The sequence below is a fragment of the Pseudoxanthomonas sp. CF125 genome (assembly GCF_900104085.1).
Classification (GTDB): domain Bacteria; phylum Pseudomonadota; class Gammaproteobacteria; order Xanthomonadales; family Xanthomonadaceae; genus Pseudoxanthomonas_A.
Window position 1 is genome coordinate 684,299 of sequence record NZ_FNLD01000001.1, and the last position, 24,786, is coordinate 709,084.

The following is a 24,786-nucleotide window of genomic DNA, read 5'->3' on the forward strand; positions in this document are numbered from 1 at the left end:
CTCACACCCTCCCTGCTATAGGCCGGCTTGTGCTGGCCGAGGCCAAGGCGAACCACAAGATCACCGCAAAGCACAGCGCCGGGACCGCCATGGCCCAATGGATTCCCGCCTGGTCCGAAACCGCACCCATCAGCGCGGTCAGGATGGCGCCGCCGATGATCGCCATCACTATCAGCGAGGAGCCCAGCTTCCGCTCGTCGTCCCCCAGCCCTTCCAGACCCAGCGCAAAAATGGTCGGAAACATGACGGACATGAAAAAGCTGCTGGCTACCAGTACGTACACCCCGACCGTATGCGGCGATGCCACCGCGATGGAGCAAAGCGCCAGATTGATCAACGCGAATATCCCCAGCAGACGCGCCGGCGGCAGATAGCGCAGCAGCGCCGTGCCCACGAATCGGCCGACCATGAACAGCACCAGGGAAACGGTGAGATACAGCGCGGCCGATTTTTCGGGCGTCCCCGGCAAGCCGTCCTGGATGTATCGAATCAGGAAACTCCAGATGCCGACCTGTGCGCCCACGTAAAAGAACTGGGCCACGATGGCCAGTACGAAACGTCTTTTGCGCAACAGACGGCCGATGATTCCGTAGCGTTGAGCTGCCGGCTCGGCTGCGCCCGAGGTTGCGGGAAAGCGGGTGAGCGCGATCAGCAACGCCCACAGCACCACCACGCTGCCGATGACCAGATAAGGCGTCTGCACCGCGGAGGATTCCGCAACGTAGAAGGCCTGGCGCGCCGCAGGGCTCATTGCCGCCAGATCGGTAGCCGAATGCTCGACGCCCGAGAAGATGAAGTGCTGGCCTATCAGAATGCCGGTGATCGAGCCCAATGGATTGAACGCCTGGGCCAGGTTCAAGCGCCGTGCAGCGCCTTCCGCCGGACCCAGGACGGTCACCAGCGGATTGGCCGTGGTCTCGAGAAAGGCCAGGCCACTGGCGATCACGAACAACGCCAGCAGGAACAGATTGTAGGTATGCAGCTGCGCTGCCGGATAGAACAGGAACGCGCCGGCGGCGTACAGGAGCAGCCCCAGGATGATGGCGGCCTTGTAGCTGTAGCGCCGCATGAACATGCCGGCGGGGATGGCGAACACGAAGTAGCCAAGATAGAACGCGCTCTGCACCAGGCCGGCCTGGAAATCCGAAAGCTCGAAAGCCTTCTTGAACTGTTTGATCAGGATATCGTTGAGGTTGTTGGCCATTCCCCACAGGAAGAACAGGCTGACAATCAGCACCAGAGGCAGAATGGCCGTCCGGATCATGGAATTTGGCGCAGCCGTGGTGCCGTCTTCGTAGTGCATGCCGCTTGCCCCTCCCAAGGCTTGCTGCCGCTGAGTCCATCGGAGCCTACTGTGGTCGATGCAATAATGCAAATATAAAAAATAGGTTTATATATGAAAATACTGCTGTGTATTCACCACCAGAAGCAGCCTACGCCTGTGGCGCCCAGGACTCCTCCCCGTTCCCTTATCCTATTCAGATGACTGCCAAACTTCCCAAATACCGAGCGCCCGCCCTCGACAAGGGCCTGGATATTCTGGAGCTGCTGGCTCAGGACGCCGGCCCCAGATCCATGGGGGAAATCTCCGAAGGGGTAGGGCGTTCGCGCAGCGAAATCTTCCGCATGCTGCAGGTACTGGAAGAGCGCGGCTACCTGGCCAAGGCCGCCGGCGATGGAAGCTATGTACTCACCAACCGCCTGTTCATGCTCGGCATGCAGCAGCCACAGGTGCAGAACGTCACCGAAGTAGCGTTGCCGGTGATGCGGCGTCTGGCCGACCGTATCCGTCAGCCTTGCCATCTGGTCGCGCCCTCCGACGATCAGATCGTAGTCATCGCCCAGATCGATGCGCCCAGCGACCTCGGTCTGGTGGTCCGTGTCGGCCACCGGCGGCCGCTGACACACTCCACCTCGGGCCTGGTGCTGTTCGCGTTCCAGCAAGAAGATGAGCAAGCGCGCTGGCTGAAGCTGGTAGACGAGAGTGAAGTGCCTTACGAGCGCGCCGAATTCCTGGAAGACGCGCGCAAGGTTCGCAAACAGGGCTATGCGATGCACCCCAGCGAGGCCGTCGTGGGTGTCATCGACCTTACCGCGCCGATCCTGCAACAAGAACACGCCACTTACACGCTCACGGTGCCTTTCATCGAGCGCCGCCCGCAGCAGATCAATGCGCAGGAAGCCCTGGAGTCGCTGCGTGAAGCGGCCGACGAGATATCCCAAGCGCTCATGTATCGGCCGCCGCGTAATCAGGTTGCGGTTCATGACGACGATAGCGAGATCTAGATAGCGCGCATCGCGGTCTGGAAAGGGTTCAAGCAAGCGCGCTTCCTGCTAGCGACTTCGCATTCTTCATCCCCGGATTCGCGAGGGGAGGGAAGTGCCGTTCGGCGACAGACCACATCTTCTGTTCGCAATGACTAACGCCCGAGTCTGCACAGGAAGCCGGCATCGATTGCGACGCAACGGCACAGATTGCCCGTTCTACTCGTGTAGGGCGCGTGACCAAATAAAACAATTCCGAGGGCCTCGCGAAATTGAAATTATCGCCGCTAATATTTTTCTTTGGATCGTTCTAAAAAAGTGACACAAACCGCATATTCGAACTGGTTTTGTCGCGTATGGTCGCACTGAGGAATCACTGTCACACAGCTGACATCCTCGCCAAGCCAGGCGAACGCGATGGTTCCGACATGGGAGTCCGTCCATCGCGGTCGAATCATTAGCCAATTCAACGGAGGGGGCTCCATGCAGTATTCAACTTTTCACCGCAACGCCTTGGCGAGCGCGCTCGCATTGGCGCTGTTGCCGTCGTTCGCGGCGCTGGCCCAGGAGCAGGATGCGCAGCAGCCACCGGCAGAACAGGCGGCCGACTCCGCGCAAACCGAACCTACTCCCACCGAGTCCGACAAAAGCGCCAAGACCCTCGACGAGGTCACCGTCACCGGCTCGCGCATCAAGCGCGCGGAGGTCGAGGGCCCGGCGCCGGTGACGGTCATCACCGGCGATCAAATCAGGAAGGAGGGCTTCACCACCGTCTACGAAGCGCTCAGCTCGCTGACCGAAGTCACCGGCAACGTGCAGAACGATTACGACTGGGGACAGAGCTCGGTCAACGCCAGTCCGCTCAACCTGCGCAACCTCGGCCCCGGCCGCAGCCTGCTGCTGATCAACGGCCACCGCGTGGCCGATTACCCCATGCCGTATACCGGCAAGAGCAACTTCGCCAACTACAACAACATTCCCACCGGCATCGTCGATCGCATCGAAGTGCTTTCCAGCGGTGCTTCGGCGATTTACGGATCCGACGCGGTGGCCGGCGTGGTCAACGTCATCCTGAAGAAAGACATCGACGGCGACACCTTGCGTGCGCGCTACGGCACGACCACCGAGGGTGGTCGCACGGTGAGCGACGTCTCCTGGTCCGGCGGCCGGCATGGTGAAGATTGGAGCGTTGCCTACACCTTGCAGTACTTCAACCGCGAACCGTTGTGGGCGCACGACCGGCCGTGGATGGATTCGGAATTCGACGGGCCGCGCCGCACCTGGAACTACGGCGGCGTGCAGCAGGGCGTCGCGACCAATACCCCCAGCGTCGGCATCCGTCTGTTCGACGCGACCAACGGTCAACGGCTGATGCCGCCGGATGGCGCCTGCGAGCAGTTCGACGGCGACTTCTTCCTGCATAACCGCATTCTGTACAACGATTTCACCGGCGCGCAGACCGACACCGGCTGGCAATGCGCCCAGCGTGCCGTGTTCGAGCACTGGACCCTGCGCAACGGCAGCGAGGATCTCTCCGCCTATCTGTACGGCACCAAGCAGTTCGGCAACGTCGAAGCCTGGGCGACCGCCGGCTACTGGAAATCCACCGGCGAAAGCAACACCTTCATGCCGGCCTGGGCCAGTTCCAACTATATCGACCGCGACAGCGGCCAGGAGCGCAGCCTGCTGCGCTACTTCGTACCGAGCGAGATCGGCGGCGTCGACCGCGCGCTGACCCTGTCGGAGGAAACGAACTGGGATTTCAACGCCGGCCTGCGCGGCAGGGTCTTCAACGACCGCTTCGACTGGGATGTCATGGTCGGCCGTGCCGAGTACGAAGTGCGGGAGCGCTTCCCGACCATCCATGAAGCGCGGGCTGCGGAATTCTTCCTGGGCCCATCGCTGGGCATCGATGCGGCCAGCGGCCTGGAAATCCATGCGCCCGACTACAACCGGCTGTGGAACCCGGTGTCCCGCAGCGACTACGACAGTGTCCGCGCGGTGGGCGACAAGAAAGCGCGTACCTGGCTCACCCAGGGCAGCTTCGTGCTCAGCGGCGATTTGTTCGAAGGCTGGGCCGGCCCTATCGGTTTCGCCGGTGTTCTGGAAGCCGCCAAGCAAGGCTACAAGCTGTATCCCGACCCGAATACCATGGGCACCAACCCGGTGTATTTCACGCCGTTCGGCAACATCGAAACCGGCGGCGGCGAGCGCAACCGCTACGCGGCGGGCGTGGAATTCAAGATTCCACTGCTCAAGAGCCTGACGCTATCCACCGCCGGCCGTTACGACCGCTATGACGCGGTCGCCGACGATGCGGCCACTACTTACAACCTGGGCCTGGAGTGGCGTCCGTTTGCCAACTTGCTGCTGCGCAGCAGCTACGCCACCAGCTTCCGCGCGCCGGACATGCACTTCGTCTATGCCGATCCCAGCGAAAGCGTGGCCGACCAGGTCGACTATCTGACCTGCCTGCGGGATCCCAACCGGCAGACCAGTAATTGCCCCGGTGGCGATGGCGATCCGTACCACATCGACAATCCGCTGATCGCCCGGCAGGGCACCGAAGACCTGCTGTACGAAACCGGCGATTCGTTCACCTACGGCTTCGTCTGGGATGCGTTCGAGGGCTTCTCGCTCAGCGCCGACTACTGGCGGGTCAATATCGAGAATGCGATCGACGACGTCAGCGCCGACCAGGTGCTGTTGGACGAGGCCTACTGCCTGACCGGGCAGTCGCCCGCCGACAAGCCGCGCCGCACTCCGCCCAGCCAGGCGCTATGCGACCTGCAGCTCAGCCGCGTCACTCGAGATGCCAACGGCGTGGTCACCCGCGTCGAAATTGGCCCGATCAACCGTGCCAAGCAGAGCGTGAGCGGCATCGACGTGGCTTCGCGCTATCAGTGGCAGACCGCGAACTGGGGAACTTTCGATTTCGCACTGAACTACACCCAGCAGCTGACCTACAAGTTCGCCCAGTTCGAAGGCGACCTGTTCGAAAATGTCCGCGACCAGGAACGCCAGATCCGCTACCGCGGCCGCGCCAGTGCCACCTGGACGATGGATCCCTGGACTGCGGTGCTGTACGTGGATTGGACCGCGGGTACCCGCAGCGACCGGAACGGCGGCTGTGCCGCACTGCCCAACGGTTTCCGCCCGGACGTGGCCACCGATTGCACGGATCTGCGCGTGGATCAGACCACGGGCGAGCGCAGCATCACGTACGGGCAGCAGAGCGAATTCGTGGACTTCTACAACCAGGACAAGATCTATTGGAACGCCAGCGTCGGCTATCAGTTCAATGAGGCCCTGCGCCTGAACTTCTACGTCAACAACATCCTGGACGACCACTTCCAGGACAAGTGGTGCGGCGGCTTCGCCTACTGCGTGGCCAATCCGGTAGGGCGCGAAGTGGCGGCGGAGGTCGTGTACAGGTTCGACTGATACGGTTGTCGGAAGGAGTTTCAAAAAAAGAGCCCGGTGTGAGCCGGGCTCTTTTCTGTTTTTTTGGATGCGCATCCGTCGTAATCAAGCGACAGTGGTGCTGGTGTATTCTCCACGCAGGGGGCACATCATGATCCGTGAATTTTTCACACTCGCTCTGGTTTCCTGCGCGTTTGCTACGTCGGCTCAGATTTCGGTGTCCAAGCCCAAGACGTCACCGCCACCAGTGCGAGTCAAAGCCGCGCCTTACAATTCAGCGGCCAAGGACACCACGCCGCTCAATTGCGAGAAGTATCGAACGCGCCCGCACCCCGGCATGATCGGATTTTGCGAGGGTATGGAAACCACGCTGCTACAGAACGAAGCCCGCCGTCAGGGCCGGCCCACGCCGTCGCGGACTGTCGTCAAGTTGCCGGCAATGGGAACCCCGGCTGCGAAAGACCTCGGATACGCTTGCATCGGCGGCACTGCCATGCGCCGTCTTGCTAATGGATGGGAGCAAGTGGCTAACGGTGCGGGCTGGCAGCGGTGTGTTGAGGGGTAGGGTAGGGCTACACCCTTCATCGTCGGTTCTATCTGCGCCGTCGTCGTGGTTTGGGGCACCGTCACTGCGGGCTCCTTGATGGACCTTCTTTGCCTGGCATTTCGAGCGAGCGCTTCTCCGTCGTCCCGTTCGCGCGCCTGCTCACCGAAGCACCCGCATCACTGTCGACGTTCCACCAAGGCGAAGAGCAAGGTTATACCGACTACCCGACCCGTCGTGGGGCTGTGTTGAGTCTGTAGAAGTTCGGGTAGACGAAGTGGTCACGCGATGCGCAGGAATAGTCGGGTTATCATCCGGGCGGCTCGTTGGTCGACGGCGCCGCTGGCCTTAGCGCCTGCAAAGTCCGTCGTCCGATAGAGTCAGGGCGCGTCACCGGATGATTTCTCCCCCTTCGATGGCAAGGCATCTATCCCTATGAAGAAGCTGCTTAAAATCATGGTTGGCCTTGTGCTGACACTAGCCGTATCGGGCGCACTGTTCCTGTACTGGCCACTCTATGAGGGCTCAGCGCCCGAGGCCGACAACGATAAGCCTGTCGATGCGGTGTTGATAGGCGGCGGCATCATGAGCGTCACTCTGGCTACCTATCTGCAGGAACTTCAGCCGGGTTGGAATGTAGAGCTGTTTGAGCGCTTGGATGGCGTGGGCCTGGAGAGTTCCAACGGCTGGAACAACGCCGGCACCGGCCACTCTGCTTTCGCCGAGTTGAACTACACGCCCGAGCTGCCCGACGGCACGGTGGAGACCAAGCGCGCGGTCGGCATCGCCGAGCAGTTCGAGGTCTCGCGCCAGTTCTGGGCACACGAGGTCAAACAAGGGCGGCTGCGCCAACCCTCGGATTTCATCAATTCCACGCCACACCTTAGCTTCGTATGGGGCGACAAGAACATCGAGTTCCTGCGCAAGCGCCAGCAAGCGCTAGTCAAAAATCCTCTGTTCTACGGCATGGAGTACAGCACCGACCCGGAACAGATCCGCAAGTGGGCGCCGCTGGTCATGGAAGGCCGTGATCCGTCGCAGAAAGTGGCCGCCACCTACATGCCGCTGGGCACGGACGTGAATTTCGGCGTGATCACCAACCAGTTGACGGCCTCCCTGCAACGCAACCCGAACTTCCACCTCCGGCTGCAGCACGAAGTCACCACTTTGCACCGGAACGAAGACAAGACCTGGAATGTCACAGTCGAAGACCTCAAAAGCGGCAAGGAGCGAACAGTCAAAACACGCTTCGTATTCATTGGCGCCGGCGGCGCATCGCTGAAGCTACTGCAGATATCAGGTATCCCCGAATCGAAGAACTACGCCGGCTTCCCGGTAGGCGGCCAATTCCTGGCATTCCAGAAGCCGGCCATCGTCGAGCGCCACAAGGTCAAAGTCTATGGCATGGCCGAGACCGGCTCGCCGCCGATGTCGGTGCCGCATATCGACGCGCGCAAGCTGGAAGGCAAACCCGTCGTGCTGTTCGGGCCGTTCGCTCTGTACAGCACCAAGTTTCTGAAGGAAGGTTCCTGGTTCGACCTGTATTCGTCCGTCAACCACGACAACGTGGCCGGCATGATGAAGGTCGGTGAGGAGAACCTGGACCTGGTCAAATACCTGCTGCAGCAGGCTGAGCTGACCGATGCCGACCGCCAAGCCGAATTGGTCAAGTATTACCCGCAGGCCAAGCGTGAGGACTGGAAGCTGATCACCGCCGGCCAGCGTGTGCAGGTCATCAAGCGCGACCCAGAAACCGGCAAGACCAGCTTACAGTTCGGCACCGAGATCGTGGCCGACAAGGACGGCAGCATTGCGGCCTTGTTGGGCGCCTCGCCGGGTGCATCGACCTCGCCGTCGATCATGCTCAGCGTGTTAGCCAAGGCTTTCCCGAAAGAGATGGAAGCGGGCTGGAAGACGCGCCTGAAGGCGATCGTGCCTAGCTATGGCGAGGAACTGAACAAGAGCGCGGCGTTGACCAACCAGATCCGCCACATGACCAGCGAGGCATTGCACCTGCCGTATGTGGAAGTGCCCGAGCAACCCGGCGCTAACCTGCAACCTTCGCCGGCTGCCGAGCCGGCAGTCCAGCCGCAACCGGAAGTGATCCCGACCGACAAGCGCGACAACACCAACAGCGAGATGCAGGAGCTGTAGGTAAGCCCCCAAGGCACCGGCGCGTTGCCCATCTTGAGAGACGGAGTAGGTGAGCATTCCATCGATACAACTCCAGAATCGATACAACTCCAGAAAGGCAGAGCTACCACGTCTGCAGGCAAGCCCAAGCCCAGGAGACAGCACCACCGCTAAATTTCGCATAATGCATATTATGTAAAATGCGATGTGTTACTAACTGGGTCTTACAAGTCTTTGGCTGGGCCGGCGCACAAACCGCTCGGCCCATCCAAAGCCCACCCTTTCGATCTTTAGGGCGCTACCTGGCAGGTCAACGTGAAGGTCACGCTGCCATTTGCCGGCAAGGTCGGAATGGTGGCGCCGCTGGTCGACTGCAGCGCGCTGACCAGGTCGGTTGGACTCGGGCACGCCGCACCGTTCGTCTCCGAACCGCAGACCGCGTTGGTGCAGGTCAAGCCAGTCGTCGCCGGATCGCGAACGACTGCACCGTCGGCGACGCCGGGTCCGGCATTGGTGACCACGATGCTGTACTCCACGGTCGAACCAACCGCCACCGTGTCGTTGCTCCCATCCGTAGGACCACTCGCCGGCGTGTTGGTCTTGGTGATCTGCAGGTTCGCGTGGGCGCTGTTGGTGAACGTGCAAGTGATGTTGGCGTCGGCCGCCATAGCCGCGGCGTCGAGCACAACCGTGCGTGCGGTCAGGTTTGGCGTTGCGGTACCGCCTGAGCCCAAGCCCGTGCACACGATGCCGCTCAAAGTGAAGTCGGCAGCCGCGCCTTCGGTAAGGGTCGTGGGCGTGCCTGCGGCCGCCAGCGACTGCGTCGTACCGCTAACCGCGGTGTTCGGCGCCGTGGTGGTCAGATTCTGCGTGGCGAAGCCGTTGTCGCCACTGAAGGAAAACGTGCCCACGCCGCCCGTGGAGATTTTGGCGATGGTCAAGGTCGGCACCAACTGCGGCAGCGCCAACCGATAATCTTCGGCTTCGCCGTTGACCGCTACGCCAGCAGGATTGGCCACGCCCGCTTCATCCGGCGACAGGCGCAAACGCATGTAGCTGGTCGCCTGCAACGCATAGTCGGCCGGGATAGTCCAAGTGAGCGAAACAGTACCGCTGCCGCTCGCGCAACTTGCGGTCGCCGAGCGATCGTCGGCATCGAAGCTGCCATTGCCGTCGAAGTCGATCCAACCCGCCACGAACGCCGGCCCGGTACAGGCGATATTCGAGATCGTATAGCTGGTGCCAGGCGGACTGCTCGGTGGCGGCACGGCGGCATACCCGCCTCCCAACGGACCCGTTGTCTTGGGCAAGGCATCGACGTCGGAGCCGCCGATCGCGCCGGCGGCGTCGGGGTCCGGCTCTATCGTCGCGCCCAGGCGCGCACCGGGCACCACTACTGCCAGATTGGCCCGATCGTTGTAATCGCCGCCGGTGACCGCGACGCCCCCGCTCCAGTTGGTGTTGAGCACGTGCGCAGCAGCGCTACCGTACGAGGCAGGAATGGCTTCGGAGAACTCAAGATCGATCACCGCACCCACGGCTACCGCGGAAACGCCGCCGCCCCGGGCGATGACCCTGGCCGACAAGGCGCCGTCGATGAACCCGACCAGTGCCGGGCCCGCGCGCAGCGAAGGCGTGGCGTTGCCTTCGCAGCTGACTCCAGGCGAAGTAGGACCGGCGAAGCGGACTTCCTGCGGGCTTCCGGTCACGGTGACCGTGGAACGGATGTTGGTATTGCCACCGCGGCATTGGGCGATCTCGTCGATCACTCGCAGCGTGCCGCCACTGGTCAGGCGCGCTGCGACGTACTCACTGCCGCCGCTGGCTTCGGCGTCCGCGAACACCAGGCCGCTGAGTCCGAAAGGCACGCCGCCCAGCGTGGCGCTGCACGCGAAGTCGAACTCGATCGTCGTGCCGCCTGGCGTCGCCAGACCCACGCTCAACGTATTGGGGTTGGCGCCCTGCCCCGGCTGGTTGCCGCCGATGTTGTACAGGTCGTCGAGGCCGTCGCCCTGCCAGCTGCCTGGCGTGTAGACGGTCAAGCCGTTGGTCGTGCCACCCGTGCGCGTGGCGTTGCTCAGGGTGCAGGTGATATCGAGACGGTTGGCGCTCGATGCCGGTGTGCCGATATTGAAGCCACGGGTGATCGTTCTTCCCGCGAAGACGTTTTCCCCGTTGTTGCCCCAGTCCACCCAAAAGATGCGCCCGCGATGCACGCCGCTGCCGCCCGTGGCGAACTGCGCCTGTGCCGGCGCTATCGCGGCCAACAGCAGCAGCGCGCAAAAAACCGCGCGGCTCGCGCGCTTCGATATCCAGATTGTTGCCTCTGACCGCATTTCATCCATCCCCTTAAGCAAAATCCGGCGCTCCCGCCGGATGTCGATTCAAATCGGTATTTGCCGGCCAGCTTGAGGAACCAATCCATGTGGCCGGAATCGAAATCGGCCATATGGTCGCCGAAAACTTTTAAAATTGTAACCAGCGACACTGAAATTTTCGCCAGCGCATGGCTGTCACCGCCGAAACCGTAACGGAATGATCCCCCCTGCCCGCTCACCTGCAAGAGCAGCGTGAGCACGATCAATGCCGCAGATTTGGCTTCTGCAGTTGCCGGCATTCGCACTATGGCTGCTGAAATTTCATTACTCACTGAATTTCACCAAAACTCACATCCGCGACCGACAGTCTTGCGCAGGCGGCCACCGCTCCAGGTGTACCTTGTTATCGCCGATGTTCACCCCTGCCCTATCAGGGCTTCAGCCATTCAATCAAAAATCTCTTCCGGAGCGTTTCCCCCGGCAGAACCATCGCCGGTTCCAAATTGAACGCATCGGGCGGGCCGCTTTGCGGCTCTATGCAGGTGGCGTGGGCGGTCTGGTCGTAGACCACCCAATGCGTGCAGTCCGAACTCAACCGCAGGCGCTGGCCCGCGCGTTGCAGCACGACCGGCGCCTGGTTGATGAAGCAGTCGTCCCACGGACCCGGCAGCGGCTCCACCAATGGCAGTATCGCGATTCCCTGCTGGTCGCGGGGATACATGCTGCTGGGCGAGAACAGCAGTTGCTCCGGCTTGCGGAACCAAGGATGCCAGCCGATGACGGCCGGCATCGGAGCCGCACCGGCGCGCACCGACAACTCCATCTTCAACCGGCCCTCGCCCACCTCGATCCGCTGGTGCGCGGTTCCGCCGAACGGCCAGCGCTCGTCTTCGGGCAGTGCCAGCGAAAGCTCCGCGGCACGGGGCTCATGCGCTTCCACCTGCCAGGCCATCGTGAAACCAACGCCATGAATGGCGTGCGCGTCCAGGTTCAGCGGCAGCTGGTATTCCCGGCCCTGGAAGTCGAATCGACCCTGGCGAATGCGGCCTGCCCACGGCACCATCGGATAACTTCCCCAGGCGATCATCGCCTGATTGGCGTCATCGTAGCCAACGAGATGATCGATGCCGTCGCAATGGATCTGCGCGATGCGCCCACCGGCCTGCGGTGCGATAGTCACGCGTAGCCCTGCGTTGCCGATCGCGATCAGCGGCCCCGGCTGCATGGGCGCCATTGCGTCCAGCGCTGGCAGGCGGCGAGGATCAACCGCCATAGGGGTCGATGGTCCGGATCCTGCCCTGCCCGTCGTAATGGAGTTCTGTCACCTTGACCGAACGCAGGTGAGTCACGCCGCCGGAAAGCAAGGAGTCGTGATAGAACAAATACCAGCGATCCTGGAACTGGCAGATCGAATGATGGGTCGTCCAGCCCACCACCGGTTGCAGGATTACGCCCTGATAGACGAAAGGTCCATACGGGCTGTCGCTCAGCGCATAGCACAACAGGTGCGTATTGCCTGTCGAATACGAAAGATAGTACTTGCCCAGATGCTTGTGCATCCAGGGGCCCTCGAAGTATCGGCGCGCATGATCGTCGGCGCGTAACGGCTGCCCCGCTTCGTCCACTATCAGCACTTCGCGCGGCGCTTCGGCGAACCGCTTCATGCCCTCCTCCAGCCGCGCGACGCGAGGTCCCAAAGCCGGCCGATCCGCCATCGGCTCTTCGTGCGAGGTGTCGTAGGCGTTATCGCGGTACTTCTGCAACTGCCCGCCCCAGAGTCCGCCGAAGTACAGATAGCAGGTTCCATCGTCGTCGGTGAAGGCGGCAGGGTCTATCGAATAGCTGCCTTCGATCGCCTGCCGCTCGGCCACGAAAGGTCCCGCCGGATTATCGCTTACCGCCACGCCGATCTGGAAAATGCCGTCTGCGCGCTTCGCAGGAAAATAGAGATAGTAGTTGCCGTCACGGTACGCCACATCCGGCGCCCACATCTGCCGCTCGGCCCAGGGCACATCCTTGATGTGCAAAGCGACGCCGCAATCGATCGCCTCGCCGTCGGGCGACTCCATGCGCAGTACGTGATAGTCCTGCATGCCGAAATGGTCGCCATCGTCATTGAACGGGATGCCCGCATCGATGTCGTGGGACGGATAGATATAGAGACAGCCGTCGAACACGTGCGCCGACGGATCGGCCGTGTAGATATGGCTCACCAATGGCTGCGAAATGGCCTTGGCGGCTAGCGCTTGCAGATCGACGAAGGCCGATTCATCGGACATGGCAGGACAGGTTCCATAGGGATGCTGAAGTGTTCAGGAGACGGCCGCGCTCTGCAATCTGCGCGCACCCAGCTCGCTTTCGATACGCGACTCCATGCGCTTGTCGATCTTGTAAAGAAACAGCATGGCCACGGCCACCAGGAACGGAATGGAGCAGAACACGCTGATCGCCAGGCGAATGCCATTGACCGTTTGCGGCGGCTGCACGCCGGCATCGGCATCATAGCCATAGAACGCCAGAATGCCGGCCACCAGCGCGCCGCCGATGCTCAACCCTATCTTCAACCCGCAAAGCATGGCCGAAAAGATGATGGCGGTGGCGCGGCGGTTGTTCCTCCACTCCGAATAATCTGCCACGTCGGCGATCATGGCCCATAGCAAGGGAATGGTGATGCCGTAAGAGAAGCCGTGCAGGATATAGCTGACGAACACCAGCCAGATGGACTCGGGCGAATAAAAGTAGAACGCCAGCAGGAACAGCGTGGAAACCAGCAGCGCCGCGCCGAAAACGTCGCGCTTGCCGAAACGGTCGGCCAGCCGCCGCGAAAACCCGATGCCCACGATCATGAAGATGATGCCGCCGGCATTGAACAGACTGAAGGCGGAAGTCGGCGCGTCCTTGGGCCAGGCGAATGCGGCCAGTCCCGCACCGGTCAGCAGCGCGTTCAACCCTTCGATTAAGCCGTTGAAACCGATGTCCTGCAGGAACGCCGCCAGCGCCGGCTCGCTCAGGTAATACTGGAAATAGTAGATATAGGTCCCGCCTTTCAAGGCCAGGTTGATGAACACCAGGATGGTCAGCGCCAGCATCACCAGCCAGGGCCCGTTGCGGGTCAGATCGCGCAGATCCTGCATCACGCCGGATTTCTGTTCGGGCACCGGCACGATGCGCTCGCGCGTGGTGAAGAAGGTGACGAGGAAACATACCGTGCCGACGATGGCGAACACCGTCATGGTGTTCTTGAAGCCTTCCACCTTGTCGCCATTGCCCAGGATCAGCACCAGCGGCAGCAACAGCGCCTGGATGATGAACTGCGCCACCATGACCGCTACGAAACGGTACGACGAAAGACTGTTCCTCTGATCCATGTTGCCGGTCAGCACCCCACTGAGCGCGGAGTAAGGCAGGTTGTTGGCGGCATAGACCAGTATCAGCAAGGTGTAGGTGACCAGCGCATAGACGACCTTGCCGTGCTCGCCCAGATCGGGGGTACTGAAGGCCAGCAGGGACAGCACGCCGAACGGAATCGACGTCCACAGGATCCAGGGCCTGAATTTTCCCCACCGGGTCGTGGTGCGGTCGGCGATCAGGCCGATCAGCGGCGTGAACACGAAGGCGCCCAACAACCCCACTACGAAGATGACCTTGGCCGCCGTGGCCGCCGGTATCCGGTAGACATCCGTGTAGAAGAACGCCAGGTAGGTGATCAGCGTCTGGAAGATGAGATTGGCGGCCAGATCGCCCAGGCTGTATCCGATCTTCTCCTTGACCGAAAGAGTTTCCGCGGGCTTGTCCATGGTCACCGGTTGCTCTGCTGCTGCGTTGGTTAAGCCGACCGGCCTTTCGGCCGCATGTAGGAGACGATGATTCGGTTCGCTGCAGCAAGCGACTTCCGATTGTTTTGGTTCGGGCCGCATGATACCTGTAAGATACCGAATGGTAGCGCTACCATTTACCGCCCGCACGCTGCAAAGCAACATGGATTGCGGCAGCGCTATATCGCATTGCAACAAGGCCATTAACCTGCACTGTCTTTCTCGTATGCGTCCGAAGGCGATGATTTCCTGCTTCGCACTTGGGCGTACATAACAACATCAGGGAAACCAGCATGCCTTCATTCCGCTTCGCTCTTGCAACCATGCTCACTGTCCTGTTGGCGGCCTGTGCGGCGGCCGGCGCTTCCCGACAATCCTTCTCCACCCTCGGGCGCTTGACCGTATTCGACGAGTCGTTCCACGACGTGGTCGCGCCCGATGCCAGGATCGAGAAGATCGCCGAGGGTTTCACCTGGGCCGAGGGCCCGGCCTGGGTGCGCAAAGGCAACTATCTGCTTTTTACCGACGTGCCGGAAAACACGCTGTACCGCTGGAGCGAGCGCGACGGCATCTTCGTTTTCCTGAAGCCGTCCGGCCTTGCCGGACCGGACCCGGGCACGCTGCGTGAGGCAGGCGCCAACGGCTTGTATGCGGAACCGGCCGGAACGGTCGTACTGGCCGACTCCGGAACCCGTGTCGTGGCGAGGCTGGACCCGAAAACGAAACTGAAAACCACACTCGCAGCGACCTACCAAGGGAAGAAATTCAACAGCCCGAACGATGTCGTCAGGCGCAGCGACGGCGCGGTGTTCTTCACCGACCCTCCCTACGGGCTGAAAGGATTGGATGAGTCTCCGGTCAAGGAGCTGAAGTTCAATGGCGTGTATCGCGTCGATACCGACGGCAGCGTCCATCTGTTGGACGACGGGCTGAGTTTCCCGAATGGCATCGCGCTGTCGCCGGACGAAAGGACGCTATACGTCTCCAATTCGGATCCGAAACGGCCGGTCTGGATGGCTTACGCTTTGGATGCGCAAGGCAGCGTCACTAGTAAACGCGTATTCGCCGATGCTTCCGACCTGATGGGCGAAGGCGTTCCGGGCCTGCCCGACGGCATGGCCGTTGCCGAGGACGGACGCCTGTTCGCTACCGGGCCGGGTGGTGTGCTGGTGTTCGACCCCGATGGCAAGCGTCTCGGCCGTATCGAAACCGGCACGGCGATCTCCAACTGCGCTTTCGGCGACGACGGACATACGCTCTACATGAGTTCGCATACCCTGGTGGCGCGGATACGCTTGAAAGCCAACGGTCTGCAGTTCCATCGATAGGAAGGCCTGCACAACCGGAACCTGTCTTTTATCCTTCCCACAAAAAGTATAAATAGACCCGTCATCCCAGCGGAAGCTGGGATGACGGGCCATACGTATTTAATCCCTCAAGTCCACTCCTGGCTGTCAGCACGCCGTTGAGTGGTAAACACCGACTCTCAGCGAGTCTTCACCGTGAACGGTCGAGTCAGGCGGATATCGGCGCTCGATGCCCCGACCTGCACCTCGTAGTCGCCCGGGTCGACCGCATAGGCCTTAGCCTGGTCGTCGTAATACCTGAGATCGGCCTGCGGGGTGAAAGCGAACGTCAGGGTGCGCTCCTCGCCTGGTTGCAGCGTGACCCGTTGGAAGCCACGCAGTTCCTTGCGCGCTCGTTCGCGTTGCGGGTGCTTCGGGCGCAGGTACAGCTGGACCACCTCGTCGCCGGCGCGATCACCGCTGTTGCGCACCTTCACCGTCGCCCGCACCGTCTGCGTGGTCACGGTACTGCGATGGTCCAGTTCCAGGTCGGAATAGGCGAAGCGGGTATACGAAAGTCCGTGCCCGAACGCATACAACGGCTCGCCATCGAAGTAACGATAGGTTCGCCCCTTCATTGCGTAATCGTCGAACGCGGGCAATTTCTCGTCCGCCTTGTAGAACGTCACTGGCAGACGCCCGGCAGGATTGGCATCGCCGAACAGAACGTCGGCCACCGCATTGCCGCCACGCTGACCGGGATACCAAGCCACCAGGATCGCCGGCAGGTTCTGCTTGGCCCAATCGACGGCGAGCGCCGAACCGGTGGTCAGCACCAGCACCACCGGCTTGCCGGTGGCGTGCAGCGCCTCAAGCAGCTTTTGCTGCGTGGAGGGCAGGCGCATATCGGTGCGATCTCCGCCGGCGAACCCCGGGTAATTGACCGTCATCTCCTCGCCTTCCACATCGCCGGTGAGTCCGCCGACGAACACCACCGCATCGGAGCCGCGCGCCGCTTCCACCGCTTCCTCGAACGGAGGCTTGGCGCCCGGCATGTTCCAGGCCAGGCGGACTCCGGCGTCGCGCTCGCCGTCGTAATACTCCATCTTCACGTCGTAGGCGCGGCCTGCCTCCAGTTCCACACTGACGCTGTCGGCACGCAGGCGGTCGCTGGACTGCCAATGGTCGAGCAACAACCGCCCGTCCAGGTACAGGCGGTAACCATCGTTGGCCGCGGCCTCTATCCGGTAGCTGCCCGATACCGGCGGAAGCAACTGGCCGCTCCAGCGAATGCTGAAATTATCGGAAGGCACGCCCTGCCCGGGACCTGCCTCGCCGCGCGCCATCAGGTTGTCGGTGGGCGAACCGCGGTCCCAGCGGAATCCGATCTGCGCATCCACGCGCACCAGCGCCGGCTTGCCCGACAGATCGATGCTGCGGAAATACTCGCCGCGCAATCCACGCTCGCTGCTGCCGGCGGCCGGGCGCAGGTATTGCGCTTCGACCAGCGGCGTTGCGGCGGGATCTTCGCGCCCTTCGACCAGATCGACACCGCGCGCATGAATTATTTCCACCTGCGGCGCGGCATCGCGGATGCCTTGCAGAACGGTCACAGGCGCCGCCGGCGTGCCGTAGTAGTTCCCCAACAGGGCCATGGTGTCGTCGGCGGTGGGGCCGACCACGGCAATGCGGCGCAACTTGCGCGACAACGGCAGCATGCCGTCGTTCTTCAGCAGCACCATCGAAGCCTGCGCGGCCTTGCGCGATAACGCGTCGTGCTCCGGCGACTGGTTGACTGAAGCAGGGATGCGCGCCCAGCGCACCATTTCGGGCGGGTCGAACATGCCGAGCCGCATGCGCGCCGTGAACAGCCGAGTCAGCGCGGCGTCGATCTCCGCTTCGGCGATGAAGCCTTTGCGTACGGCTTCGGGCAAGGTGGAATATTCCTCGCCGCACTCCAGCTCGGTGCCGTTCTTGACTGCCAGCGCAGCCGCTTGCTCACGCGTGGCCACGATCTTGTGATTCTTCCAGATATCCACGATCGCCCAGCAATCCGACACCACATAACCCTTGAATCCCCAATCGCGGCGCAGCACATCGCGCAGCAGGAACTGGCTGGCGCTGGCCGATTCTCCGTAGACCCTGTTGTACGCGCCCATTACCGCATCCACTTGGCCTTCTTTCACCAGCGCCTCGAACGCCGGCAGGTAGGTCTCGTACAGATCCCGCGTACTGGGGCGCGCATCGAAGTGGTGCCGATCCGCCTCCGGCCCGCTATGCACGGCAAAATGTTTGGCGGTTGCGTCCAGCTTGCGGTACTTGGGATCGTCACCCTGCAAGCCGCGCACGAAGCTCACGCCCATGCGCGCGGTCAGGAACGGATCTTCGCCATAGGTTTCCTGCCCGCGCCCCCAGCGCGGATCGCGGAAGATATTGATGTTCGGCGACCAGAAGGTCAGGCCCTGGTAGCGGCCGTGTTCGCCGCGCCGGAAAGCCTCATGGTGCTTGGCGCGCGCTTCATCGCTGATCGTCCGCGACACCTGGTCCATCAGCGGCACGTCGAAGGTCGCTGCCATGCCGATGGCCTGCGGAAACACCGTCGCGCCGCCTGCGCGCGCCACGCCGTGCAGCGCCTCGTTCCACCAGTCGTACGCCGGCACTCCCAGGCGTTCGATCGCCGGTGCCGCGTTCTGCATCTGGGCGGCCTTTTCCTCAAGGGTCATTCGCGACACCAGATCAGCCGCGCGTTCTTCGAAACTGCGTCCCGTGTCCTGATAGGCCGCTGGCGCGCTCTGCGCCTCCGCGGCACGGAGATCCTGGGTGTGCCACGCGACTGTCGCCAGCCCGGCAAGCAGGCCGCCGCGTACCGACATGCGCAACCATGTATTTTTGCTGATCATTTGCCTACTCCGTTCTGTTCGTTCGGCGCTATTCGCGCGTGCGGTCCCACTACGGCGCCGACGAAGCCGCCGGCCACGTCGGTGCTGAGCAACGTGCCGTCCTCGTTCTGCTTCAGCCATTGCCAGCCCTTGCCTGCATCGAAGCCGAAGGAATAATCGGCGGCGTCGCCTGCGATCTTGAGTTTCAGCGAATCCGAAGCGGGCAGCGTTTTAACGGCGACGGTGCGCCTGCCTTCGCTGCCGCTTTTTTCCAGGAACAGTTCCATGCCCTGCCCTTTGCGGCGCACGCCAAGGAAGTACCAGTGCGTTTCGTTCTGGAATGCCGCAATGCCCGCCTCGGTACCGGCCTCGACCGGCACCTGCAATGCGGTGCTGGTTTCGAACGCCGTGTGTTGCTGGCGGCGCGCCAGAAACGCCGGGTTGCGCAGCGTGTCCAGTCCTTCCGCCAGGGGCCGCATGGCCAGTCGGCCAGCATGTCCGGTCAAGTCGGCCCAGGGCTGTTTGGGCACGCGCACATACATCCAGGCGCGATCCAGTGCCGGTTCATCGAATTCGTCGCGCCAGGTGAAATTGCCGGTCAACGGCGCCTGCGTCCCGGTTGGCGACATGTAACCCGGACCCGGGGCCACGTAGGGAATCTCGCGGCCCGGCTCCAGAATCACCGGCCAGCCGTCTTTCCATTCCACCGGCAGCAGGAAGGTTTCGCGGCCGGTGTTGTAGTGCACTCCGCCATAGTTGCGACTGGCCAGGAACGTGGCCCACCAGCGGCCATCCGCCCCTTCCCCCAGATCGGCATGGCCGGCATTGGTGATGGGATGGGCACGGTCGGCCGGGAGATCGCGCTGGGTCAGGATAGGGTTCTTTTCATAGGGTTCGTACGGCCCCCACACCTGGCGGCTGCGCAGGATGACCTGCGAATGCTGCGAGCCTGTGCCGCCCTCGGCGCAGTTGAGGTAGTACCAGCCGTCGCGCTTGAATATGTGCGGTCCTTCGATCCAGATCGGATTTTTCGAAGGATCCACGCCGCCATCGATCAGCACCTTGCGCGGACCGAACGGCTGCATTCTGGCGAGGGCGAATTCCTGCATCCAGATCGCGCGATGGCCGTCGTAGCGCGGTTTTCCCACCGGTGCATCGTTGTTGAGCAGATACGTGCGCCCATCGTCGTCGAAGAACAACGAAGGATCGATTCCGCCGATGGTCGGCAGCCAGTGGAGATCGGACCACGGACCGGCCGGGTTGGTGGCCGTAGCGATGAAGTTGCCGCCGCTGTCCACGGCCGTATTGACTACGTAGAACGTGCCGTCGTGGTATTCGATGGCCGGCGCGAACACGCCACGCGACATTCCCAACCCGTCGAAGTCCAATTGCGAAGGGCGGTCGATGACATTGCCGATCTGCCGCCAGCGCACCAGGTCCGTGCTCTCGAACACGGGAATCCCGGGGAAATAGGTGAAACTGGAATTCACCAGATAATAGCGATCGCCCGCCCGCACGATGCTGGGATCGGGATGGAAGCCGGCCAGCACCGGATTGCGGTAGCTGCTTTCCGGCAGCGGCGTCTCGAAGACAGCGTCCTTTCCGCGGTACTCGAACCAGTCGAACAGAATCGGCTGCTGCGCGCAGACCGGCACCGCAAGCATCGCGCATACCAGCCCCATTGCGGCTTTCATCCATTTCATCGCTATTGCTCCCATTGTCCGGCCATGCTCACCGATCCCACAGCGCGACATCGACCGCGGCGACGGTCGTACGAAGAGCTGCGAGCGTTGGCTTCGGTATCGGATTGCGGGTTCATCGGGGTGTCGTCCGTCAAATCGAGCATTAAGGGATATGGATTTCGAACGGCCCCGCGGGCAAGCCCGCGCCGTCGAACAAGGTGACTACGGGGTTGTCAGCCCAGCCATAGCGCACGCGGGTGGCGAGCCGTGCCGCCGGCGCGCGCAGGATCACATCGTGGCCACGGATCTCCGCATCGGCATAACGGCACGAAGCGGGCTTGGCGCCGCAGAGTTCGAAGCCGATCGGGGTATGGGATCCATAGGCGACCAGTGGTCCGCTTACGTCGCCGAAACCCACCACCACCGAATCGCCGTCGCGCCGGGCCGACAGCGGTACCGGACCGGAAGGCGGCAGCTTTTCCCCATACACCAAATGGCGCGCCACACGCGCCAGCCTGCGTCCGAGCTCCTGTTTGTTCGGCGGATGGATGTCGTAACGGTCGCCGATGTCGATGGCGACGGCCATTCCGGTATTGGGATCTTCCAGGTCCGCTTGCCGCTGCGCTTCCCGCAACTCGGCCCAACCGCTTTCGGCAGGTTTCGTATTCGGCATGCCGTAGCCGGCCAGTTGCCCGATTAGCAGAGGGATATCCGCACCGAAGCGCGCACGCCAGTCGTTCCGCAGGTCCTGCAGGCGCGCTTGGTAGCTCCCCGCCTGCGTAATGTTTGATTCGCCCTGGTACCACAACACGCCGCGCAGGCCGTAACGGCCGATGGGCGCGATCATGCCGTTGTACAGAGTCGATAGCCCGCCCGCTGTCTGCCATGGTGCGCTGGGCGGCGCGTCCAGGCCTGTCGCCATGCGGTATTTCCATCCGCCATCCAGCGGGACTCGCGTTCCATCCTGCAACTGCAGCGCATAAGCCGAGGCGGGGCCGTCCATGCCTCCATCGCGATAGGTATCCAGCGCATTGACCACAACCACGTTGTCGCCGGCATGCAGCAGGTTTTCCGGAAGCGGGTATTCGCGGCTCGAACCCGGCCCGTAGGTACTGCCTACGGCGCGTCCGTTAACCCAGGTCATGTCGATCTCGTCGATCGAACCCAGCAACAACACTGCCTTCTGCTCAGCCTGTTCTGCGGTAAGACGGACCTTGGTGCGATACCAGACCATGCCGTTGTAGTCCGCCAGTTCTGGCACGCCCCAGCGCTCCCAGGCGCCCAGATCACGCGGTGCGCTGCGCCATTCGTTGCTGGCGAAGTACGCAGGGCTCCAGGGTTCGTCGCCAGGCCTGGTGCCGGCGCGATTGAGCCACCATCGGCCCCACAGTTCGCCCCAGCGGCCGGTCGCCTCCAGCGGATCTGTCGCATATTTCGCAAGTACATCGAGATCGTCGTTGTACTCACCGCTGGTGCGCAGGCCCGCACTGCTGGTCCATGCTTCGATGCGCGACCCGCCCCAGGCCGAATTGATCAAGCCCATGGGTACCTCGACGGTTTTCTGCAATTCCCGTGCGAAGTAGAAGCAGGCCGCAGAGAAATCGCGCAACGTGCCGGAAGTGACCTTTTCCCATCGAGTCGGGGCGGTAAAAGTTTCCAGCGGAACCACACTGCCGGTCTGCGGAACCGTCAACAAGCGAATCGTTTCGCCGTGCGCGCCTTCGATCTCGGCGCGTGCATCCAGCGAACGCCAGACCTGCAATTCCATGTTCGACTGACCGGAACACAACCACACATCTCCGACCAGCACATCGCCGACCGTCTGCGAGGAGCCGCCCGCGGTCGCGGTCAAGGTGTAGGGGCCACCCGCCTTCAACGCCGGCAGCCGCGCTTCCCAGTAACCGTGCCCGTCCGCGTTCGCATGCGCCTTCTTTCCAGCCAACGCGACGTGCACCCGTTGCGCGGGTTTCGCACGGCCCCAGACCCGGATCGGCTTGTCCCGCTGCAGCACCGCGTGGTCCTGGAACATCGCATGAAGCAGTGGGCCCCCGGCAGGCTCTTCCGCCTTTGCGGCGCAGGCGGCGAAGCCGAACGCCACTGCCGCCAGCAGACCGCCAGCGCGGCGTGGAAGCAGCTGCACCGATGATGCAGCCGGTTTCATCGGCCATCTCCCGGGGCGTACGGAAAATCCAGCGACTTGTAGTAATCGAGCGAATGCGCCGACGGCGCGATCCCGGGCGGCAGCGGCCGCTCCGAGAACGTCTGGAAATACGCGATGCTGGCGTCCCGCCACCATTGCGCTTCCCGCTCCTGGATGCGCAGAAACGCAGCCACCTGCGCGTAGCGCTCGGCATCCACGTAAGGCTCAAGACCATCCCAGGTACTCTGCATCGTGCCCACGTAGTCCACCCCGCGCTCATACCGGTACGCCAGTTCGTCCCACAACGGACGGCCCGAGCGGGTCTTGTAGTCCCAGGGAACGTGGTGGAACCAGAGCAGCAAATCCTCGGGCACGCGATGCACATCGCCGAACTCGCGCGCGACCGGCGGGAAATACTGCGCGACCGCATTGCTGCCATGCGCCGAGCGATCGAAGCCGATGCCGTCCTTGCCGGCGCGGTGGTAATACACGGATGTCCAGTCGGCGCGCGGACCGCCTTCCACCCAGGGAGCGGGGCCATAATGATGGCCGCGCGCCATGAGGTGATGCAGGCCCAGCGGGGTCATGTAGTCCACTGCGGCCTGCCGCGAGCCCATCATCATCTCCACCACCGGCCCCACCAATCGCCGGTCGTTGGAGAACGTCATACGCACCCACTCTTCGGCGATCGCACGCGCCGGCAGATCCGGATTCCATGCCATGCGGCCATAGGCGTACCAGTTGGCCTGGTCGAAATGCGACCCGCTCCAGTTGCGGTCCGCGCCGATGTTGGCCACCCCGGCGATACCGGTCAGCGTATGGCCGTCCAGCGAGCCGTCGATCACCTTGGCCACGGTCGAGCCTTTGCCGCGTGCGTAGGTGTCCGACCGCAATGTTTCCTCGTATAACGGACCCAGATAGACCAGATGGGTGGCGAACCCCAGATATTCCTTGGTGATCTGGAACTCCATCATCAACGGGGTCTTCGGCATCGCGCCGAACAGCGGATGAAAAGGTTCGCGCGGCTGGAAGTCGACCGCGCCATTCTTGACCTGCACCAGCACGTTGCTGCGGAACTTCCCGTCCAGCGGCACGAACTCCGTGTAGGCCTGCTTGGCGCGATCATCCGGTTCTTCGTGTGAGTAGACGAAGGCGCGCCACATCACCGTACCGCCATGCGGAGCCAGCGCATCGGCCAGCATGTTGGCGCCCTCGGCATGCGAGCGGCCGTAGTCCTGCGGACCCGGCTGTCCTTCCGAATTGGCCTTGACCAGGAAACCGCCGAAATCCGGAATGATCCGGTAGATCTCATCGGCCTTCGAACGCCACCAGCGCCGCACTGCGGGATCCAGCGGGTCGGCCGTCGTGAGCCCGCCGATCTCGATGGGCGCGCTGAAGCGGGCGCTGAGGAAGACGCGGATGCCATAAGGGCGGAACACGCGCGCCAGCGCCGCGGTCTTGTCCAGATATGCCGGGGTCAGGCTATGCGCGTCGGCGTTGACGTTGTTGAGCACGGCGCCGTTGATGCCCAGCGACGCGTTGGCGCGCGCGTATTCGGTATAGCGCGGGTCCAGGTAATCGGGCAGCTTGTGCCAGTCCCAGATCGAAGCGCCCGCATAGCCGCGCTCCACATGGCCATCCAGATTGTCCCAGTGGTTGAGCACGCGCAGCTTCAGGCGCGGCGATTCGCGCACGTCGAGCCGCTCGAGCGACTGTCCGGTCTGCACCAGGCGCAAAAAATGGAAAGCGCCGTACAACACGCCGATATCCTCCTGCGCCGCAATCACCGTGGCGGCATGGCCATCGATTGCGAGTGTGCGTATCAGATACCCCTCGCCGCCCAGGCCCGCCAGGTCCAGGCCAAGGCGCGCCACCAGCGGTGAAGAGGCGACCGTGCCCACGACAATGGCGCCATCGAGGGTCACTGTTTGCGACACGGACGGCGGCGCTCCCAGCAGGCCGCTCAAGCCCCGCAGCAGCTCCGCACGCGCCGCGACCTGGGTCGGCGTGCCTTGCCCAGCGATCAGTTGCGAGGCATGTTCGCGGTAGGCATCGGCTTGGCCGGCCGCGAGTCGTCCATGACGCAACCACAGTTCATGGCCGTCTTCGGCCTGCGCGGCAGATGCGCATAGCACGGTGGCCACCGCGCACAGAAACGCGGCAATGCACGACCGGAAAGGCAGGAACAGCGCACGGCGGCGCACCGCGGCCCCCGGGTGCTCCGCACATCCCCCGGACCGATCGCGGTTCTCGCCGTGCCTATCGGTTAGCGTTACCATGCGGGCAGCTCCGTGCCTGTCT

The 24,786-nt window shown here is 62.7% G+C and carries 14 protein-coding genes and 1 pseudogene; 5 read left to right on the forward strand and 10 right to left on the reverse strand.

Features of this window, described 5'->3' with window-relative positions; genetic code table 11:
* Position 1 precedes the first annotated feature (1 nt).
* Complete coding sequence (fucP, locus tag BLR66_RS03025; protein ID WP_093280147.1) at positions 2-1,303, reverse strand: L-fucose:H+ symporter permease; 1,302 nt, start codon at positions 1,301-1,303, stop codon at positions 2-4.
* 179 nt (positions 1,304-1,482) lie between these two features.
* Between fucP and BLR66_RS03030 the strand changes: the two genes are divergently transcribed.
* The 4 genes and pseudogenes from BLR66_RS03030 (at position 1,483) to mqo (ending at position 8,386) form a co-directional block, all read left to right on the forward strand.
* Positions 1,483-2,286, forward strand: coding sequence for an IclR family transcriptional regulator (locus tag BLR66_RS03030; RefSeq protein WP_093280148.1), 804 nt, complete (start codon positions 1,483-1,485; stop codon positions 2,284-2,286).
* A gap of 462 nt (positions 2,287-2,748) precedes the next feature.
* Positions 2,749-5,709 carry a TonB-dependent receptor plug domain-containing protein gene (locus BLR66_RS03035; protein ID WP_143014534.1) on the forward strand — a complete coding sequence of 987 codons (2,961 nt, stop codon included), beginning with the start codon at positions 2,749-2,751 and terminating at the stop codon, positions 5,707-5,709.
* Between the two features lie 244 nt (positions 5,710-5,953).
* Positions 5,954-6,253 (forward strand): annotated as a pseudogene (locus BLR66_RS19365) (hypothetical protein); the annotation flags it as partial.
* Positions 6,254-6,667: 414 nt separating this feature from the next.
* Positions 6,668-8,386, forward strand: coding sequence for a malate dehydrogenase (quinone) (gene mqo, locus BLR66_RS03045; RefSeq protein ID WP_093280151.1), 1,719 nt, complete (start codon positions 6,668-6,670; stop codon positions 8,384-8,386).
* Positions 8,387-8,655: 269 nt separating this feature from the next.
* Here mqo and BLR66_RS03050 read toward each other — a convergent pair whose 3' ends face one another.
* From BLR66_RS03050 to BLR66_RS19375, 5 genes are all read right to left on the reverse strand, one after another.
* Positions 8,656-10,632, reverse strand: coding sequence for a CshA/CshB family fibrillar adhesin-related protein (locus BLR66_RS03050; RefSeq protein WP_176943742.1), 1,977 nt, complete (start codon positions 10,630-10,632; stop codon positions 8,656-8,658).
* Positions 10,620-11,015, reverse strand: coding sequence for a hypothetical protein (locus tag BLR66_RS19110; RefSeq protein ID WP_176943743.1), 396 nt, complete (start codon positions 11,013-11,015; stop codon positions 10,620-10,622). Before BLR66_RS19110 ends, BLR66_RS03050 begins: the two co-directional genes overlap by 13 nt.
* 98 nt (positions 11,016-11,113) lie before the next feature.
* Entirely contained in the window at positions 11,114-11,956 is an 843-nt protein-coding gene (locus tag BLR66_RS03055) for an aldose 1-epimerase (RefSeq protein WP_093280153.1), read from the reverse strand.
* On the reverse strand, positions 11,946-12,962 hold the full coding sequence (locus tag BLR66_RS19370; RefSeq protein ID WP_176943744.1) for a glycoside hydrolase family 43 protein: 1,017 nt from the start codon (positions 12,960-12,962) through the stop codon (positions 11,946-11,948). The genes BLR66_RS03055 and BLR66_RS19370 overlap by 11 nt, the downstream gene beginning before the upstream one ends.
* Before the next feature lie 33 nt (positions 12,963-12,995).
* On the reverse strand, positions 12,996-14,480 hold the full coding sequence (locus BLR66_RS19375) for an MFS transporter (protein ID WP_176943745.1): 1,485 nt from the start codon (positions 14,478-14,480) through the stop codon (positions 12,996-12,998).
* Positions 14,481-14,821: 341 nt separating this feature from the next.
* Here BLR66_RS19375 and BLR66_RS03065 point away from each other — a divergent pair, with 341 nt between their 5' ends.
* Positions 14,822-15,826 (forward strand): SMP-30/gluconolactonase/LRE family protein, encoded by a 1,005-nt coding sequence (locus BLR66_RS03065; RefSeq protein WP_343123919.1) that lies wholly within the window; start codon positions 14,822-14,824, stop codon positions 15,824-15,826.
* Between the two features lie 158 nt (positions 15,827-15,984).
* On the opposite strand, the gene BLR66_RS03070 is transcribed toward BLR66_RS03065, so the two are convergent.
* The 4 genes from BLR66_RS03070 to BLR66_RS03085 form a co-directional block, all read right to left on the reverse strand.
* Positions 15,985-18,684 carry a glycoside hydrolase family 3 protein gene (locus BLR66_RS03070; RefSeq protein ID WP_255402275.1) on the reverse strand — a complete coding sequence of 900 codons (2,700 nt, stop codon included), beginning with the start codon at positions 18,682-18,684 and terminating at the stop codon, positions 15,985-15,987.
* Positions 18,681-20,345 carry a glycoside hydrolase family 43 protein gene (locus tag BLR66_RS03075; protein ID WP_255402373.1) on the reverse strand — a complete coding sequence of 555 codons (1,665 nt, stop codon included), beginning with the start codon at positions 20,343-20,345 and terminating at the stop codon, positions 18,681-18,683. Before BLR66_RS03075 ends, BLR66_RS03070 begins: the two co-directional genes overlap by 4 nt.
* A gap of 163 nt (positions 20,346-20,508) precedes the next feature.
* A complete protein-coding gene (locus BLR66_RS03080; protein ID WP_093280155.1) occupies positions 20,509-22,506 on the reverse strand; it encodes a sialate O-acetylesterase in 1,998 nt (665 codons plus the stop codon).
* A complete protein-coding gene (locus BLR66_RS03085; protein WP_304442079.1) occupies positions 22,503-24,689 on the reverse strand; it encodes an alpha-glucuronidase family glycosyl hydrolase in 2,187 nt (728 codons plus the stop codon). The genes BLR66_RS03080 and BLR66_RS03085 overlap by 4 nt, the downstream gene beginning before the upstream one ends.
* Positions 24,690-24,786 lie beyond the last annotated feature (97 nt).

Excerpts from the sequence above, each read along its gene's own strand:
- BLR66_RS03030 (WP_093280148.1), top strand. The coding sequence starts at position 1,483 with ATGACTGCCAAACTTCCCAAATACCGAGCGCCCGCCCTCGACAAGGGC.
- BLR66_RS03035 (WP_143014534.1), top strand. The coding sequence starts at position 2,749 with ATGCAGTATTCAACTTTTCACCGCAACGCCTTGGCGAGCGCGCTCGCA.
- BLR66_RS03065 (WP_343123919.1), top strand. The coding sequence starts at position 14,822 with ATGCTCACTGTCCTGTTGGCGGCCTGTGCGGCGGCCGGCGCTTCCCGA.
- mqo (WP_093280151.1), top strand. The coding sequence starts at position 6,668 with ATGAAGAAGCTGCTTAAAATCATGGTTGGCCTTGTGCTGACACTAGCC.
- BLR66_RS03080 (WP_093280155.1), bottom strand. The coding sequence starts at position 22,506 with ATGAAACCGGCTGCATCATCGGTGCAGCTGCTTCCACGCCGCGCTGGC.
- BLR66_RS03075 (WP_255402373.1), bottom strand. The coding sequence starts at position 20,345 with ATGGGGCTGGTATGCGCGATGCTTGCGGTGCCGGTCTGCGCGCAGCAG.
- BLR66_RS03055 (WP_093280153.1), bottom strand. The coding sequence starts at position 11,956 with ATGGCGGTTGATCCTCGCCGCCTGCCAGCGCTGGACGCAATGGCGCCC.
- fucP (WP_093280147.1), bottom strand. The coding sequence starts at position 1,303 with ATGCACTACGAAGACGGCACCACGGCTGCGCCAAATTCCATGATCCGG.
- BLR66_RS19370 (WP_176943744.1), bottom strand. The coding sequence starts at position 12,962 with ATGTCCGATGAATCGGCCTTCGTCGATCTGCAAGCGCTAGCCGCCAAG.
- BLR66_RS19375 (WP_176943745.1), bottom strand. The coding sequence starts at position 14,480 with ATGGACAAGCCCGCGGAAACTCTTTCGGTCAAGGAGAAGATCGGATAC.
- BLR66_RS03070 (WP_255402275.1), bottom strand. The coding sequence starts at position 18,684 with ATGATCAGCAAAAATACATGGTTGCGCATGTCGGTACGCGGCGGCCTG.